This is a genomic window from Halalkalibacter okhensis (assembly GCF_000787375.1).
In the GTDB taxonomy this organism is placed as follows: domain Bacteria; phylum Bacillota; class Bacilli; order Bacillales; family Bacillaceae_D; genus Halalkalibacter; species Halalkalibacter okhensis.
Genome location: NZ_JRJU01000044.1, coordinates 15,794 through 34,512, shown reverse-complemented (window position 1 = coordinate 34,512; position 18,719 = coordinate 15,794). Strand labels below are relative to the sequence as shown.

The following is an 18,719-nucleotide window of genomic DNA, read 5'->3' as shown; positions in this document are numbered from 1 at the left end:
GCAATCCTCATGTATTTTAAAAGCAAGACACATACACAAATTCATAAGGAAACTGGAATTAATAGATCACAAATAAGTATTTTTTAAAAAAGTGTTTGAAGTTTGATCAACAAGGGGTTCTGTGGGGATTTAGAGCGTTAATTCCCCACAAGCGTATTGATTCCTACAACCGACAATCATTACCTAAATCAAAACAAGATAATAACAATGGTGCATTTCAACTGTTATTGGAAACATATCCTGACCTACGAGAATTAATAGATCGACATGTTTTTAAACAAAAAAATAAGGCAGCATCTGAGCTTAATACCAGAACAAAACATATCCATAAGAAATTTATAATAAAGTGTCGTGAATTAGGTATCGCGCCACCTCATTATCCTTTTAATACTTCTGAACAAGGAAGAAGAAGCCTTTACAGATATGTTAAGGAATTGAATTTTAGATCAGTTCCAATTTATGAATCAACAAATCAAATATCTTTAATAAATAGACCGTTTGAACGTGTTCAATTTGATGGCCACAAACTAGATTTAAGCCTTGCTATTGTAATAAATACACCTGAAGAAGTAGAAGTAGTCAAAGAAATTAATAGAATCTGGCTCTTAACTGTTATGGATGTGGCTACAAGAAATATTCTTGGTTATCATATTAGTTTTAATAAAGAATACAATTCTTCAGATGTTTTAAGGTGTATTCGAAATGCGATTGTTCCGTGGCAACCTAAAACTTTTACGATTTCTGGACTTGAATATCCTAAAGATGGAGGATTTCCATCAGCGGTTATTCCAGAAACTCAATGGGCAGTGTGGGGAGAAATGTTTTATGATAATGCTCGATCTAATCTTTCAACAATAGTGCAAGACAGATTGAAAAACGTTGTGGGATGTGCAATAAATGCTGGACCAGTTGAATCACCTTTGAGAAGAAGCATTCAAGAACGGTTCTATGGAATTCTGGAAGAAAATGGTTTTCATCTATTGCCCAATACAACAGGTAGCAACCCTAACGATTCTCGTCGGAAAGATGCGGCCAAACAAGCGATTAAGTATCGAATTTCACCTGAGCACATAGAGGAACTTACTGAGGTCTTAATAGCTCAATATAATGGAACGCCACATGAAGGGATTAGTTTCCTTTCTCCTCTTGAAATAATGAAAGAAAAGGTTGAACAAAACCCTATGATTATTGATCAAATATCTATAGAAAAAAGAAGCGAGGCAGCTTTTATGACTCTTCATGCGCAGCGAACAATCAATGGCAATGTCAAAGATAAACGTCGGCCATATATACAATATGAAAATGTCCGATACACCAACCCAATTTTATCAAATTCTTATGGTTTAATTGGGATGAAGTTAGATTTAGTAGTTAATACAGATGATCTTCGTGTAATAAAAGCATTTTATCCTGATGGTTCAGAATTAGGACTTTTAAAAGCGTCAGGGAAATGGGGAATAACTCCACATACTTTGCTTGTAAGGCAAGAGATTTTTAAAATGCGCCATAGAAAACTAATGCATTTTACAAACCAGGATGATGCTGTCCAAATATATCATAACTTTTTATTAGAAAATGCAAAATCAAATAAAAATACTAGAAATAAATTAGCTGCTCTAGAAAAAAGTATTCGTGAGACAACTTTCTATTCAAATTCTAATGAATTAAAAGAAAATGATGTTATTGAGACAAATGATGAGTTCAATCAGAAGAAACAACTCAGAGAAAAGAAAAAAAGGTCAAAAGGATCAGAGATAAAAAAATCAGAAAAACTATATTTTATTAATTTTAGAAAGTAGGTGAAAAGATGCATCCTATAGTTAAAAGTGAAGCATTACCAGAAACAAGACCATTATTTCCAAAAGGGACTCACCCAATAGAAACAGGCCGTTATCTAATTGGAACAAATGAAATTGATCATTTATATAAAAAAGTTGTTCAATGTCTTACTAATCGGTCAACGGGTGTTATCATCCATGGAAGACCACGATTAGGCAAAACCCGTGCATTAGAATATTTAATGCGTATCCTACCTGAAGAATTTGATAATATACCAATTTACTTTCTTTTGTCTAGAGAATATAAAAATGCTAACGAAAATATCTTCTTTCAAGATATTTTACTAGACATTGGCCACGCGGTTCCCTTTTCAGGCAAGGCAGATAAAAAGCGCCAACGTCTACTCTGGTTTTTAATTGAACGAGCAAATCAATCAGGTAAGAGGAGAATCGTCTTCTTTATAGATGATGCTCAAAGATTGGTTGACATGCAATATGGCTGGCTAATGGATATTTATAATGATTTAGATAGAGTAGGAATCAGCTTGACCGTCTTTTTAGTAGGGCAAGATGAATTAGTAAATCGCAGATCTTCATTTGGAGCCGAAGGGAAACAACAAATCATTGGACGTTTTATGGTACATCAACATCAATTTAGCGGAGTGAAAACCAAAGGTGATCTAGAAGAAATACTAGAAGGTTACGACAAATATTCATATCCACAAGATACAACATGGACTATGACTAGATATTATTTTCCTACTGCTTATTTAAATGGATTTCGTTTGAAAAATTTTACCGACTCAATCTTTGAAGCTTTTATACAATTAAGAAAAGCTGCAGGAATAAGATCCAAAATAGAAATTCCAATGCAATATATTACTTTAACAATAGAATACCTGTTAAGAGAATTTGGTGTTGAAGGAGAAAATTTAGAAGGATTAAGTGATGAGCATTTTGAAGAAGCAGTTGAAAACTCAGGTTATATAGAAGCGGAAACCAACGTTATTTTTGGTTAAAAGTTAAATTGTTTTTCGTTACAATATTGAAAGGAATAACTCCATTTGAATTTACAACATGAAGTTCCTAAAAATAAAAGAAATGCTACGTTAAACTGGAACAATGATTGGTTTAACTCTTATGAATCACCATGGGGGATATTTGAAAAACTAAAATTCACCAACTTTATTGATGCAAATGATATATTGCGATTATTTGGAGTAGAGAAAGTTAGAAATTTAAAGAGTTTCGGAAAAACACACCGACAATTAATACATTTAAATGGTTTAGATGAAGATATAGTTGAACGATTCTTAGGATTTTCATTGCACCAACATAATAATTATTTATTGCAAAAGTTATTTCAATGCTTCTATAACTTTAATAAAAGTTCTAGTTACTATTTTAGAGATGACTTATTTTTTTGTATTGATTGTTTAAAGACTGGCTACCACAGTTTATTTTTCCAATCCAAATTAATTCATTTTTGTCCGTTTCATAAGCTGCCATTAATTCAAGGTTGTCCTTATTGTCGTAATCCAATACCCTATTTGCTCTCTGATCAATATACTGATGGACCATTCCTTTGTAAGTGTGGGAACGGTTGGTTAACATCCGAAACTACACCAAATCCAACTTTTTCATGGAAAAAACCAATAGGTGATATTCAATCTCAAGCATTGAATGCTTGGTTGAATCTTGATCAGAGTCAAATCAACAGATTAAATAAATGTAGGTTCTTTTCTGGAATTGACTTGGAAGATGATTCAGAGGTATTAGAAAAATTGATTTCAGTGGTCGATAGTGATTTTAAAATCTCTAAGGAATATGAATATACTTATCATAAAATAGAAACCTCGAACTATATTAATTCGCTAAAAATTGGCATAAACGAAAACGAACTACAGAATGCAAATTATTTATTAAAGAACAGCCAAATTAATGATGTCGTGGATTCCTGGACACTTTTAAACAATAACCCTAAATACCAACAACACTACGACTATATTTATAATAACTCACAAAAAACAGTTAAAGCGTTCGCTCGTCACATTAGGAATACAATCTATCCAGAGCATAGAACATGTGTTAAGCGATTAGTTCGTTTATTAAAAGAAGAGAACAAGTCATTCCCACCAATTTGTCCTCACGCTTATGCATATGTATTTTGGAGAAAATCAATTGATGAAATTGATCATTTTTATGAAGTTGATAGGTATGGTCATGCAAATAGAAAATATCCTTATGATCTGGATGTTGCTTCTGGTTTAGATCGAGACTTCATTAAATCATTTGTTGATGAATGGATCGATTATTATGACTATGTTCGAGATAAAGAGCTTGTGGGTTTGAATTGGATTATCAATAAAATTATTAGTGTTTTATTGTCAAACCATTATATGAATTGGTTACGTATCTCAACAAAATATAGTGAAGCAAGAGAAGAGGCTAATTTTAGACAGTACATCTATAAAGATCTGGCTTTTTTCACAGTCATATTCCCATCAAAAGACACAGAAGAACCGATTGAATTTCATTGGTGGGACAAAACAATTAAATATTCAACTCTTTTATGTCCTTTTGCATCACAGAGTAAAAAAAGATTTTCAGAAAAGGAGTTAAGACATTCCGAACTTAGTATCCCTAGAAACTTTTACAATAAAGAAGTTGACATGAAATGATCTGCATGAAATCGTCAGAGTTTATTGTTCTGGCGAATTTTTTATTTTATCTGTATCTCAGGAAATTCCCTTATAAAGGTTTTAGTGAAAATCCAACTGTTTATGTATATTTTCTTATATTAATAGAATTTCTTGTCAATACTAGTAGAAGAATAACCCTGACATTATTTAATAATAAGTTTGGAGGGCACAATATTGAGACGTTTTATAGGGGAAGTCACTTGGAATAGTAAGTGGGTATGTCCTTTTGATTCACCATGGACAATAATTGAAAAAATTAAATATGCTAATGCACTTACAACTAGAGACTTTTTAGGTTTAATAGGTACAGAATACGTAAGACCAGTAAAGTCAAATATGAATGCCAGGTTTATTGATCTTTTCACCTTAGAAGGCATAGATGATATGAATTTCAAACAAATATTTAGCTTTTCTTTATTTGAGCATAACCAATCAATGATTAATCTTCTGACTGATCCAATTTATGATGGAAAAAATAATCTATTAAAATATTTTTATCCTCAACTTTATTTTTGTCCTCAATGTATTACGCAAGGGTTTCATAGCTTATTGCACCAGTTTAAATTACTTAATAATATATGTCCCTTTCACCAAATCCCCTTAGTTAACTCATCTTCAATTTGCTGCGGCAATTCGGAAAATAACCAACAATATCGAACTAACTTTAGGAACAAGCTTAATTCCTTTCAGTGTAACTGCGGGAATACCTTTAGTAATTTCATCAATCCGTATCGCCCGAAGTGGTATCAACCAACTTTCCATAAAATAAAATTTACTGAATTAAAAGAGTGGATGTTACTTCCACCTGATGAGAAAAAAATTATAACCTCATCCTTGTTTTTTGTAGATAAAAAAGAAACCGATGATAATAGTTATACAATGATTAGAAATTTATTGAAAACTTCCAATAACATTAAGAACAATTTTATCCATACAAAGGATCTAAGGGAGAACCATACTACAGTTAAGAAATTAAATGCACTTAATTTCCCTATCAAAACTAATCAATCTTCATTAAAATATTATGGATTCGGAATCAAATATAACGAAATTATTTTTCAAGAGACCAAGACAATAATAAACTGTACGGCTAGAAAATTAAGAAAAGAGATTTATTCAAAGCATAAACATTGCCTAATCCGTATGAAAAAAAATTTACATTCGAGAAATTGTTGCCCTATTGCTAAAGCATATCTCCAATGGCGATACGCAATCCAAGGTTTTGATCAGATCTATGATGTAGATAATTCACAATCATATTCAGATCGCTTATACAAAAGGCGACTTGACTATGCTAATCATGTAGATAGAGAATTTCTGTATTTATTAACTGATGACCTTAATAGTATGTTTGAAATTACCGACCTAGATAATGTTCAAGAATTTATTAAACTCCTAAAACGTTTAGTTTATTATTTAGCTATTAACTACTTTAATTATATACTGGAACAACTTAGTTTAGGGAAAGCTGATATACCGGATCTGGTTACTCATGGTGATTATATAGAACCCTTTATCATAGAGGTTCCTATTGTCAAAGGAGGGCCTTTTGTATTCCATTCATGGGGGGAACGTGCAACTATAAATATAGATTATCAAAAAATCTGCCCATCAAAAACAACTACTAGAGTTAGTAATACAACTGAAGAAATAAATAAACACCCTTTAAAAGATGCTATAGATAGAATATAAATAGTTTTGCAAGTGGAAACTGAGGCTGACTTTATGCATTTTGGAACCAATCATACTTCTTACTTGAACTGGAATATTTTCTACGATTCAATAGTGTACTTGTCTAGCCGGCGGAAAAGAGGAGTTATAACAGGTAGCAAAAGATCAAATTTTCAAGGTTTATTCTAGTAGAAAGAGAATAAGTGTGCAAAAAAAGAGTCAGATCGCATAGTAACTACGATTCGACTCTTTTTTTTGCAGACTTATTTTAAAATAGACAATCATAAACAGAATATTTAGGTTGTAAATTAGAAATAGAGTGAATATAATGGTATTAAAGTTGCACTAGGGAAAAATAAATTTACAAGCACAAGTTTATTTCGTTAATGCAAATACATAAATTAATTTATTAGAGGTGTTCTTGTAGAACCTTTTATTTTTGGCAAAAAGTTGCCTTAGTGAAAGTTTGTAAGTTATATGCAAATCATCAAACAACTAAAAGGAGTGAAAAACGTTGGACGACATATTATTAATTCAGAATTTACATGTTTCCTATCACGGAAAAGAAGTGTTAAGAAATATATCATTCTCCACAAAAAAAGGGGAAATTGTTGGAATCATCGGTCCAAATGGGGCGGGAAAGTCAACTTTATTAAAATCACTGTTGCATTTGATCCCAAAAGATAAGGGTGAAATAAACATCGCAGGTAAATCGATTCAGGAAATGCGGGAGAAAATTGCCTATGTCCCTCAACGTAGCACTATTGACTGGGACTTCCCTATTACAGTGATTGATACAGTCTTGATCGGAACATATCCGAAACTTGGCTTGTTTAAACGACCAAAGAAAAGAGAAAGAGAATGGGCCTATGAATGTTTAAAAAAAGTTGGGATGAAAGAGTATAGTCAGCGTCAAATTGGAGAGTTATCGGGTGGGCAACAGCAACGAGTATTCGTTGCTAGGGCGTTAGCTCAAAATCCAGAATTGTTTTTTCTTGATGAACCATTTGTCGGGATCGATGTGACAAGTGAGGAAACCATTATTAACATTTTGCGTGAACAGCGAGATGAAGGAAAAACCGTTTTCATTGTCCATCATGATTTAAGTAAAGCAGGTGCGTATTTTGATGAGTTGTTGTTACTAAATAAAGAACTAATCAAATATGGATCTGTACACGAGGTATGTCGACCAGAGATAATTTCGAAAGCTTACCATGGACAATTATCCTTTTTAGAGGAAATGGGGATGACAATATCATGAGTATAATTGCTTTCTATGAGTCTATTTTACAATATGAGTTTTTACAAAGAGCATTACTTACATCAGTTCTAGTAGGGATTGTTTGTGGAGTTATAGGTTGTTTTATCATTTTAAGAGGGATGTCCTTAATGGGGGATGCCATTTCGCATGCTGTTCTTCCAGGGGTTGCGATCTCTTATATGCTAGGAATCAATATTTTTTATGGTGCTGTAGTGACTGGTTTACTTACAGCGATTGCCATTGGCTATATTAGTCAAAATAGTCGGATTAAAGATGATACATCGATTGGCATCATGTTTACTGCTGCTTTTGCAGTGGGAATTATCGTTATTACTTTCTTGCAAAGTAGCACCGATTTATACCATATCTTATTTGGGAATGTTCTGGCTGTCCCTACCTCTGAAATGTGGATGACCTTAATTGTTACAGTCATAGTATTACTATCTGTCTATCTATTTTTTAAAGAGTTACTTGTTACGACCTTTGATCCTACTATGTCAGCAGCTTATGGCTTACCTAATAAAATCATACATTATCTGTTAATGGCCCTTTTAACAATGGCTACAGTTGCTTCATTGCAAACAGTCGGGATTGTATTAGTTGTAGCGATGTTAATAACACCTGCAGCAACTGCCTACCTCTTGACGAATCACTTGGGGATTATGGTTTTTCTAGCAGCTGGTTTTGGCGTTGTTGCTTCAATAATTGGTCTTTATTTTAGCTTTTCGTATAATTTAGCTTCTGGACCAACGATTGTCGTTGTAGCAAGTACATTTTTTGCCATGGCATTTTTCTTATCACCTAAACAAGGGTTGTTATGGCGTTCTTTACGTGCTCGAAAAAATAGAGCGCTGGTAACACAATCAAATGTCTAAAATAATATTCGTAAAAGGGAGAGGAAATATGAGAAATTTATTATTTATTACTACAATTCTTACACTGTTTTTACTTGGGGCATGTGGTAGTAAACCGACTGGTCAAGAAGAAAGTACGAATCAAAAATTGGAGGTTGTCACGACTTATTCTATTATTTATGATATTACAAAAAATGTCGGAGGAGATATAGTAGAAATTTATAATTTAACCCCCATCGGTGCAGATCCACACGAATATGACCCACTTCCAGAGGATGTTAAGAAAACAACTGATGCAGATGTTGTCTTTTATAATGGGTTAAACTTAGAAGAAGGAAACGGATGGTTTAGGAAGTTAATTGAAGTTGCCGGAAAAGGAGATGAGGATGCACCCGTTTATCTAGTGAGTGAAGGAGTAGTACCGATTCTTTTAGAATCCAAAGGCTTAGAAGAGGAAGCTGATCCACATGCTTGGCTCGATTTGCGTAACGGAATTACGTATACTGAAAATATACGCGATGCATTAATTAAAGAAGACCCCGAGAATGAGAGTATTTATGTAGAAAATGCTACTCAATATATACAAGAGCTATCCGAACTGCATGAGAAAGCGATTGAAAGCATTGCGACTATCGATGAGAATAAGCGATTTTTAATTACAAGTGAAGGGGCATTTAAATATTTTGGTGCCGCCTATGACATAGAAACAGGGTATATTTGGGAAATTAATTCTGAAAATCAAGGCTCTCCTCAACAAATGCGTGATGTAATAGATCTAGTGCGAGATAAAGGGATAACATCTCTTTTTATTGAAACAAGTGTAGATCGCCGTACCATGGAAACTGTATCACAAGAAACGGGTGTACCTATTGTAGGCACTGTTTATACAGATTCTCTTGGAAAAGCAGGAACAGATGGGGATACTTATTTAAAAATGATGGAGTCAAACATTAATGTAATTATTGAAGGTTTAAGTAAGTGATTTATGTTTTAAAGAAAACACATTATCCGTACAAAGGGTAATGTGTTTTCTTATGAATCGTCAATTGGTTAAAAACTATTTAAGCAAAAATTAGTTCACAAAATGTACCAATAAAATTTTTGCAACTTCTTCACACTTTCTTTAAATTTCAATCCTATTCTATTAATAGTCATTGAAATGAGGTGAGATTAATGTTAATAAGTAGTAATTTTAAAGAAAAAGTTAAAGAATTAACTGATAGTAATTTGATGTGTAGTCTTAAGGATAAGCAGCACATTACCATTCCCAGTTCAATTAGGAGGAAATTAAATATCTTACCTGGAGAAGAGGTTGCAGTAGGATTAGCAGATGGCTTAAAAGATCTAATTATTAAAAAAACTCCGATCATTCTCTTGATAATAAAATGATAGTGAGTGAAAGAGGCTCTATTCGTATTCCTACAGAATTAACAAGAGCTTTGGGTCTGTGTAAAGGTGATGTATTTCACATATATCTTTTAATAAAGGATAATTGTATCCTTCTAAAAAAGGAAAATTGATTGGCGTAATTTAGCTTTTTGTTTATTTTTTCAGAGAAAAATAAGTGTGACGTTTTTATGAAGATGCAGTTTAATTTTATTTCTTCATAAATTCTATATACTTTTTTATTAGACTTATTTTTGAGAATGTAATTAAATTTTTTTTGGAAAAGGGGAAATAAACATTGAAAAAGCCATACGGATTAGCTGGTATAGCGCTGGCATTGTCTTTAGTTATAGCCGGTTGCTCAAATGATGCTGTTGACCATTCTGCGATGGGACATGGTGAATCTCAGCAGGAAGAACAAACACAGGAAGCGACAACAGAAGATGGAAAGAGAGTTTTTGACATAAATGTTACAGAAACTCACTGGATGTTCAATGATGAAATCATGGATGATGCATGGACTTATAATGGAAGTTTACCTGGTCAAGAAATTAGAGTTCAAGAAGGAGATACTGTAATTTTAAATGTGACCAATTCTTTAGACGAACCTACTGCTCTTCATCTACACGGATTTCCGGTTCCGAATGAGATGGATGGTGTTCCTGGTGTAACACAAAATGCAATACTGCCTGGCGAACAGTTCACTTATGAATATCAGGCCGATGTACCAGGAACATATTGGTATCACTCGCACCAAGATGGTTCAAAGCAAGTTGGGAAAGGTCTTTATGGGGTCTTTATTGTTGAGTCGTCAGCTGATAAGTCATATGATGTAGATGAAGTAATTGTAATTGATGAATGGTCTTCAATGGGAACTGATATGAGTGAAATGGATCATGGTGACATGGACATGGGTGAAATGAGTGAAATGGACCACGGTGACATGGACATGAGTGAAATGAATGATATGGATCACGGTGATATGGACGGTGTTGCAAGTGAATTAAGTCATGCAGATATGATGAATGAAATGTATGACACACCACTTATAAATGGTAAGGCTTCACCTGCAATTGAAGCAATTGAAGTAGAAGAAGGAAATAAAGTCAAACTTCGTTTTGTGAATGCAGGGCTATTCACACAAGTAGTATCTATACCGGGTCATTCTTTTAAAATTACACACTATGATGGCCAACCTGTAAATGGACCAGAACTTTTAAATGATACAGCTTTTCGAATTGCACCTGCAGAACGCTATGAAGTTGAGGTAGAAATGAAAAACCCTGGAGCGTGGGGAATACAAGTATTTGCTGAAGAAAATGAGAAAACTCTTAATACTGTAATTCCTGTTATTTATGATGGTTATGAAGATGAGGAATTACAAGAGAATGATTCAAACTATTCATTTTTTGATTTAACTACTTATGGACAGGCGATGGAACAGAATCTTGGAGTTATTACAAAAGAGTATGATATGCTTCTTGGAACGGAAGATGGAGGTGAGACCTTCACGATTAATGACAAACAATTTCCTGACCATGAAATTTATGAAGTAGAAGAAGGTGACATTGTTAAGTTTACCATTGTAAACGATACAGAGGTCGATCACCCAATGCATTTGCACGGAGAGTTTTTCAACGTAATTTCGAAAGATGGAAACCCAATTCAAGGATCTCCGATTCTAAAGGATACGTTAAACGTTAAACCTGGTGAAACATACGAAATCGTCTTCGAGGCTAATAACCCTGGGAATTGGATGTTCCACTGTCATGAATTTCATCATGCGAGCGGTGGGATGGTAGCAGAAGTTCGTTACAAAGGATACGAACCAACTTTCACATTAGATCCAACTATTCCAAATACACCAGAGTAATCCCTATTAGTTAAAAATCATTAAAATGAAATTTACTCGAATGATAGGCCGTTTTCGGTTTATTGTTCGGGTAATTTACTTTAATAATAAAATAGTGATGTTCTGTTCTGTAGAGTTAACGTTTAAAGCAAGGGGGACTCGATCATTTTTTAAATTGTAATTAAAAAATGTAGATTGGGGGGCATGATACGATACTAAACAAACGTTGAGTTTATGGAGGGATTTTCAAAATATTATTATAAAATACTACAATGCCACCACTGCCGTTTTATCTGAATTAAGTTGAAATTCACAACCTTAACTAGGATTAGAATTATAATAAGAATGATTTTATAAAGTTGTTTTAGTGAAAAATAAACAAACACAAATCAATTTGAAATGTGTTTGCCTACTAATGTAAATGAATGAGATTCTAATTTCTTACTTATTTAAACCTTGTTTTAAAGCTTCAATATTCCCTCTCATTATACTTATATAGTTCTCGCCGTTATCAATATCTTCTTGTGTTGCTGCTTCAAGGTTGTGTAAATATAATATGTCAGCACCAATTTCGTCAGCTATCATTTCAGCAATTTTAGATGTGAAATTTTGTTCAACAAACAGATGAGTAAGATTCAGAGACTGACCTAGTTCAAGAATCTCTTCAACTTGACGCTGAGACGGTTCGTTTGTAGGTGATAGTCCAGATATTGCAATTTGTTCAAGCCCGTACCTTTGTTCCCAATATCCATAGCCAGCATGAGATACTATAAATTGATTTCGTTCAGCAGTAGATACCATTTCTTCAAATTCAACGTGTAAATTTTCTAATTCAATTTTTAAGTTAGTATAGTTTTCTGTAAATTGCTCTTCGAATTCAGGTTGTAATTGAACAAGTAAATCATATATATTCTTAGCATATTGCAGGGCATATACCGGATCAAGCCAAGCATGCGGATCGACTCCAGCGTGCAAGTGTTCGTCTTCTTCATGAACATCCAAGTTCTCATCACTGTGTTCGTCTTCTTCATGAACATCCACATGTTCATCATCGTGTTCATCATCATCTTCTCTTAAAGGAATGTTATTAGAAGCTTGAAGAGCTACAACGTCCTCCTTCTCCATACTTTTTAGTACCGCATCAACAAAGCCTTCAAAGCCGGCTCCGTTATATACAAACGCATCTGCTTCCATTATTTCGATCATTTGTCTAGCTGTCGGTTCAAACGAATGAGCATCTGCGCCCAAAGGAACTACATTGATCACATCAACATGTTCTCCACCAATTTTCCGAGTAAAGTCTTCTAAAACAAAAGTAGTTGTGACAACTGTTAAGACTTCTTCTGTAATGGTATTTTCTGTTTCACCGTCTATTAATTCTTCCTCGTTATTTGATGCGTTACATGCACCAAGAATAACGATGAAAAATAATAGTAGTAAAACCGTAAGCTTCATTTTCATAATCTTGTCTCCTTTTTTAAATCGAAATTGTTACGTTTTGGATGTTAACTAGAAAATGTGTAGAAAGTATGTGTTTCTAAATAATTACAGTGTTTTTTTTGAAAAGGTAATATCTTATTTTTTTTATCTTCATCTTTTCTCCACATTTATCTTCTATTGTTATATCAAATAAAAGCAGTGTTTCTATCTAGGGGAAATATAATAGTGCGACTAGTAATATTTACTCTCTGAAAATATTGGGAATCATTGTAACTTAATATAAATTGACAGGTTAACCCTTTATATATGTGGGCTATAGGAGGAGTAATGTGAGAATAATATCAGTATTGATATTCGTTTTTATTACTTTGGGTGGATGTCAACAACCAGATACCAAAGACGTTCAAAATATTTATGAAAACAGTTATATAAAAGTGGTAATAGATGAAATCGTGGAAGTAGAGAATGGTTTTTTCTTAACAGTAACGCTGGAAAGTATTACGGAGGGCGGAATTAACAAAAATGATTATGCTGTTGCTTTTCCAAGTCAGATCATTTTAGCTAATGGTCATGAATTTTACAAAATTAATGAGGAGCAAAAAACAGAGTTCGTTAATGATGAGAAAGTGATGATACGCGAGTTCTATTTAAGTGAAAGTGAAAACCAAAAATTAGCAGGATTCCTATCTTTTTCGTTATACGTTAAGCCAACTTTCAATAAAAAATTAGTGACCTTTGAAATAGATGGGAATAGAAATAATGTTATGAGTGACGGAATTATACTAACAAATATAGATCTAAAGGATAACTATTTAAGGTTAAATTTAAATGATGTACATCCAACAAAAGGAATAGGGGTAACGATAGAGCTTGAAGGAGAGAGGATTTATCCAGTGGTATCTAGAACTGAGCAAAATCTAAATACGATGAAAGGTGAATTTGAGTTCGCTCAACCACTACCTGAGACAATTTTATTAATGATCTCAAGAGCAAATTTGTCAGAAACGATATGGGAACTTCCTTTTACATTAGAATTTTAACATTAATATGATAACGTGTTTTCATAATTTTCACCATTTCGTTTCAAATTAAATACTAAGGGGTTAAACATATGATTGAAAACAAAACTATTTTAATTGTTGATGATGAGTTTCAAATGCGAACTCTTTTATCGATTTATTTGAAGGATGAGGGATTTGACCTATTTGAGGCTTCGACGGGTAAGGAAGCTATTACTAAGATTCGGAATAACCCAGATAATTATGATCTAATTATACTAGATATTATGATGCCAGATCTTGATGGTTTTGAGGTATGTAAAATCGTAAGAGAGTATTCAACAATTCCTATACTAATGCTCTCAGCCAGGAAGGCATTAGAAGATCGAGTAGATGGGTTAAATTTAGGAGCAGATGATTACCTTACAAAACCATTTGAACCAGAAGAATTAATAGCGCGTGTAAAAGCATTGCTAAGAAGAGTAACTACAATTGAGGCAAAGAAAGACGAAGTAAAGTTAGCATTTGAAGATGGATTATCTATTTATTATGAAAATAGAAGTGTCTATGTGAATAATGAATTGGTTGAATTAACAGCAAAAGAGTTCGAGCTTTTATATAAGCTCGCTTTAAATCCACAACGAGTGTATACGAGAGACGACCTTCTTTATTTAATCTGGGGAGAGGATTATGTAGGAGCACAAAGAACTGTAGACTCTCATATGAAAAATATACGATCAAAACTTTATGCTGCTGGCCTAAAAAATAATCGAATAATAACTGTATGGGGTGTTGGATACAAATTTGTATAAAAAGAGATGGTACAACTTATGAATCGAATTGATATTAAATTAGGCCTTACGATTCTACTCTTATTAATTACGATAATATTACCGTTAGGCTTTGTCATGAATCAAATTTTTTATGGGTTTTATGTTAGTCAAGCCCAAGAAGAAACACATATGCTGTCTTCTCAATATGCTAATCTAATTAATGATAGTACTGTTGAAAACCGATTAGAGGTTGTGGAAGTAGCTGCGAAAATCTCGAATCAAAAAATGCTAGCACTTAGTGATCAAGGAGAGGTCTGGGCTCAATCGAATTTTTCGATGAGTCATCATGACACAGGGTACCTTCTTAACCTTATCCATTCTGCTGATTCGCAGCACTATATGACTAATTCATTTGAAGATTCTGATGGGAAAACGTATATTGCGACTGCTTCACATATAAATGTTAATAATTCAAAGGGGCATGTAATTGTTTTTTCTTCGCTCGAGAGTATCATACAATCCATAAAAAAAGTACAAGATTTCCTGAAACTCTCAGCGATTGGATCTTTATTTCTAGGGATTGGACTTACTTATTTCATTACCAAAAAACTATCTCAGCCATTAGTAAGTATGGAAAAAGCTGCAAGACAAATTGCTAAAGGCAACTATAATACACGTACTATTCAGAAATCAGGTGATGAGTTAGGTTCACTGGCACGTGCTATCAATGATTTAGCTTTCAGTTTACAACGTGTAAATGAACAAAGAAGAGAGTTTTTTGCCAATATATCACATGAGTTACGCACACCTATGACTTATTTAAAAGGATACTCAAAAGTTTTGCGTGAAGGGCGTTGGAAAACAGAAGAAGAAAGAAACCAATACCTTGAAATTATTGATCATGAAGCTACAAGACTAACTTATTTAGTCGATGATTTATTTGACTTAGCACAAATGGACGAAGGCCGTTTTAATCTTGAACATAAAAAAGTGAACATTAATGAAATTATAAAACTTGTTGTAAAGAAAACGGCATACAAAGCTCTAGACCAAAACCTTAATATAGAATACCTATGTGAACTATCTGATAAGGAAGACAGTATAGTACTTGGTGATCCTTTAAGATTGGAGCAAGTTCTTATAAATTTAGTTGAAAACGCAATAAAGTATACGAAAGAAGGATCCATTACAATTTATACTGTTAGTAATGATGAAAATATTAAGATTAAGGTTAGGGACACGGGAATTGGCATGGAAGAAGAGGAGCTACCGTATATATTCGAGCGTTTTTATCGAGTAGAAAAGTCTCGGTCTAGGGCTTTCGGTGGTACTGGTCTTGGATTGTCCATTGTGAAGCAACTAATAGAGTTACACAATGGGACAATTGAGGTGGAGAGCACTGTTGGTGAAGGAACTGAATTCACTATTATTCTACCCAAAATTTTGGATTAAAGTGAGATGAAGCCAATTGAAGAAAGCAGAATGGCTAGTTATTTTTGTTTTTATTTTATTAGGAATTATATGTTTAACGATTTCAGCAACTTGGATTCTACCTGAAGCCCATCGTCATCTTAGTCTTACCTTTATTACCATTTGTTTATATACTCTTATTCCAGTTTTCCTAGTAAGTTGCGTTTATATGATCTTTAAAATCTACACCAAAAAGGCAAAGCATATTAAATAGTACTATAATGGGTCCTCTTAATATTAAGGGGCTCATTTTTTATGTCATAGTGATTATATGAATAGGATGTGACAGATTTTCCAATTTAGCATTTCTCCATGATTCCTTCACAATTTCTCTTTATACTCTTAACTATTGTAGGTTTAAAGGAGGAGTTCTATGAAAACTAGACGATTATTTATCCGAACAGTGACCTTGCTCATCATGGCAATCGCGATAGGGTATACATTTTATTCTAATTTTTTTTCAGATGCGGATGCAGCTGTTCGGGTAGGCGATGAAGCACCAAATTTTGTTCTTACAGATCTTAATGGCAATGAGGTGGAGCTTGAAGATTACCGGGGGCAAGGTGTTTTTTTGAATTTCTGGGGTACATATTGTCCACCGTGTGAGCGTGAGATGCCTTATATGGAAAACCAATATGCGATATATAAAGATCAGGGAGTTGAAATCCTTGCTGTAAATGTAGGTGAACCCGAATTAACCGTTCAGCGCTTTGTAGAAAGACTAAACTTAACGTTCCCAATTCCTATGGATAAAGGACAACAAGTATTAGACCGTTATGGTGTTATTCCACTTCCGACTACATTTCTAATCAATGCGGAAGGGGAAATCATTAACATCATTACAGGAGGCATGTCAGAGCAAGCGATCGCACAGTATATGGAAAGTATTAAACCGCAGGAGTGATTGAAATGAATAACCTTAGCTGTTCTTGTGGACAGCAAAATCCTCAAGGAACAGACTTATGTGGAGGATGCGGCAGACCATTAGTCGCGAGTGAAAATCAGCAAGTTTTAAATATGCGTTATGAAGGAGCGGCAAGACGTTCGCAAACCTACAATAAAACGATAGTTGATCAAATATGGAATTTTTTCTCCTCAGTAAAAGTAGGGATTTGGATTATTGTCATTTTGTTGCTAGCGTCATCATTGGGGACCATTCTTCCACAGGAAATGTATATACCACCAACCGTTAATCCGGCAGAGTACTATCAAGATCAATATGGGTTTCTCGGACAAGTGTATTATGAATTAGGTTTTCATAACCTGTATCAATCTTGGTGGTATTTATTATTAATGGCTGCTTTGACCGTTTCACTTATCATTGCTAGTGTGGATCGTTTTTTTCCCTTATATCGTTCCTTAAAACACCAACGTGTCCATAAACACATCAATTTTATGAAGAAACAGCGTCTAGTAAGTGAAACACAACTAGATATAGCGCCAAATAAAGAGAAATGGTTGAGTAGTTTAAAGGGAAAGAAATACAACGTTAGAACAGATGGAACCTCTATTTTAGCTGAAAAAGGCCGATTTGCTAGATGGGGACCTTATATAAACCATATTGGTCTCATTATTTTCTTAATTGGTGGGATGCTACGCTTTTTTCCGGGAATGTTTGTTGATCACCACCTTTGGGTTCGAGAAGGGGATACGGAGGTAATCCCAGGAACAAATGGAGAATACTATCTGGAAAATCATCAGTTTATTGTTGAATTATACGATGAAAATGACGAGCTCTTCCAAACGGCGATTGATCGAGCAGGGGGAGTTGTTGTTAAAACCTATCAAACAAACGTGACACTGTACCAACGAAACGATGACGGTCCAGTAGGTTCACAGCGCGATCTTCAAGAAGTGGATACGTACCAAATCAGGGTGAATGATCCCTTTAAATTTGATGGGTTTGGTCTATATCAAGTTGATTACAAACTCCATGAGTTAAATAAGATGATGTTTACAGTTGAACATGATGAAACAGGTGAAACGATTGGAGAGTTTAAAGTTGATCTATTTTATCCTGAACAACAATATGATCTTCCTAATGACTACTACGTTAAATTACAAGATTATCTACCAGACTATTATTTAAATAATGATGGAATTCCAAGTACCAAATCAAGGATTCCTGATAATCCTGCCTTTATCTTTGAAGTGAATAGTCCAAATCAAGAAAAAAAAGAAGTGAGTTTTTTAACTATTGGACGTAATTTCGATCCTACAGATGAAAATGTTTATTCCATTAGGTTATCTGATCTAGAGACAAAACATGTATCTGCGCTGATTGTTCGAAAAGACTATACTTTGTCCATTTTAGTAATAGGAGGATTCATTTTTATGATTGGTTTAGTCCAAGGAAGCTATTGGACTCACCGAAGAATTTGGATACAAGAAGAGAATGGGAAAGTAATGATGGCAGGCCATACGAATAAGAATTGGTATGCTTTTAAACGTGAAATGGCTGAAGTGGCAAAAGAGGCAGAGCTCGAACAGCCGGTCGATAGGACAGAAGACAAATAAGTGGTTTGGGAGTGTTA

The 18,719-nt window shown here is 33.9% G+C and carries 15 protein-coding genes; 14 read left to right on the top strand and 1 reads right to left on the bottom strand.

Annotated features, from left to right (window positions below):
- The first annotated feature begins 95 nt into the window (after nt 1-95).
- The 9 genes from LQ50_RS20850 (at nt 96) to LQ50_RS20810 (ending at nt 11,525) form a co-directional block, all read left to right on the top strand.
- A complete protein-coding gene (locus LQ50_RS20850) occupies nt 96-1,799 on the top strand; it encodes a TnsB C-terminal domain-containing protein (RefSeq protein WP_052144894.1) in 1,704 nt (567 codons plus the stop codon).
- Between the two features lie 8 nt (nt 1,800-1,807).
- Nucleotides 1,808-2,797, top strand: a complete 990-nt coding sequence (locus LQ50_RS20845; RefSeq protein WP_034633157.1) for an ATP-binding protein — start codon at nt 1,808-1,810, stop codon at nt 2,795-2,797.
- 45 nt (nt 2,798-2,842) lie between these two features.
- The gene (locus LQ50_RS20840; RefSeq protein ID WP_034633155.1) at nt 2,843-4,459 is read left to right on the top strand and encodes a hypothetical protein; all 1,617 of its coding nucleotides are present in this window, start codon (nt 2,843-2,845) and stop codon (nt 4,457-4,459) included.
- 195 nt (nt 4,460-4,654) lie between these two features.
- Nucleotides 4,655-6,172, top strand: coding sequence for a hypothetical protein (locus tag LQ50_RS26110; protein ID WP_034633152.1), 1,518 nt, complete (start codon nt 4,655-4,657; stop codon nt 6,170-6,172).
- 493 nt (nt 6,173-6,665) lie between these two features.
- Nucleotides 6,666-7,412 carry a metal ABC transporter ATP-binding protein gene (locus tag LQ50_RS20830; protein WP_012961017.1) on the top strand — a complete coding sequence of 249 codons (747 nt, stop codon included), beginning with the start codon at nt 6,666-6,668 and terminating at the stop codon, nt 7,410-7,412.
- Nucleotides 7,409-8,287 carry a metal ABC transporter permease gene (locus tag LQ50_RS20825; protein WP_034633145.1) on the top strand — a complete coding sequence of 293 codons (879 nt, stop codon included), beginning with the start codon at nt 7,409-7,411 and terminating at the stop codon, nt 8,285-8,287. The genes LQ50_RS20830 and LQ50_RS20825 overlap by 4 nt, the downstream gene beginning before the upstream one ends.
- Before the next feature lie 28 nt (nt 8,288-8,315).
- A complete protein-coding gene (locus tag LQ50_RS20820) occupies nt 8,316-9,248 on the top strand; it encodes a metal ABC transporter substrate-binding protein (RefSeq protein WP_034633144.1) in 933 nt (310 codons plus the stop codon).
- A gap of 191 nt (nt 9,249-9,439) precedes the next feature.
- Nucleotides 9,440-9,655: a hypothetical protein gene (locus LQ50_RS26105; protein ID WP_237563772.1), complete on the top strand. Its 216-nt coding sequence runs from the start codon at nt 9,440-9,442 to the stop codon at nt 9,653-9,655.
- A gap of 295 nt (nt 9,656-9,950) precedes the next feature.
- On the top strand, nt 9,951-11,525 hold the full coding sequence (locus LQ50_RS20810) for a multicopper oxidase family protein (RefSeq protein ID WP_012961013.1): 1,575 nt from the start codon (nt 9,951-9,953) through the stop codon (nt 11,523-11,525).
- A gap of 420 nt (nt 11,526-11,945) precedes the next feature.
- On the opposite strand, the gene LQ50_RS20805 is transcribed toward LQ50_RS20810, so the two are convergent.
- Nucleotides 11,946-12,965 (bottom strand): metal ABC transporter solute-binding protein, Zn/Mn family, encoded by a 1,020-nt coding sequence (locus tag LQ50_RS20805; protein ID WP_034633142.1) that lies wholly within the window; start codon nt 12,963-12,965, stop codon nt 11,946-11,948.
- Nucleotides 12,966-13,273: 308 nt separating this feature from the next.
- Between LQ50_RS20805 and LQ50_RS20800 the strand changes: the two genes are divergently transcribed.
- The 5 genes from LQ50_RS20800 (at nt 13,274) to resB (ending at nt 18,702) form a co-directional block, all read left to right on the top strand.
- The gene (locus LQ50_RS20800; protein WP_034633139.1) at nt 13,274-13,984 is read left to right on the top strand and encodes a hypothetical protein; all 711 of its coding nucleotides are present in this window, start codon (nt 13,274-13,276) and stop codon (nt 13,982-13,984) included.
- A gap of 71 nt (nt 13,985-14,055) precedes the next feature.
- A complete protein-coding gene (locus LQ50_RS20795; protein ID WP_012961010.1) occupies nt 14,056-14,754 on the top strand; it encodes a response regulator transcription factor in 699 nt (232 codons plus the stop codon).
- Nucleotides 14,755-14,772: 18 nt separating this feature from the next.
- Nucleotides 14,773-16,167, top strand: a complete 1,395-nt coding sequence (locus LQ50_RS20790; protein WP_034633133.1) for a sensor histidine kinase — start codon at nt 14,773-14,775, stop codon at nt 16,165-16,167.
- A gap of 391 nt (nt 16,168-16,558) precedes the next feature.
- Nucleotides 16,559-17,089, top strand: a complete 531-nt coding sequence (gene resA, locus LQ50_RS20785) for a thiol-disulfide oxidoreductase ResA (RefSeq protein ID WP_034633130.1) — start codon at nt 16,559-16,561, stop codon at nt 17,087-17,089.
- A 5-nt stretch (nt 17,090-17,094) separates the two neighbouring features.
- The gene (gene resB, locus LQ50_RS20780) at nt 17,095-18,702 is read left to right on the top strand and encodes a cytochrome c biogenesis protein ResB (RefSeq protein WP_034633127.1); all 1,608 of its coding nucleotides are present in this window, start codon (nt 17,095-17,097) and stop codon (nt 18,700-18,702) included.
- The last annotated feature ends 17 nt before the right edge of the window (nt 18,703-18,719 follow it).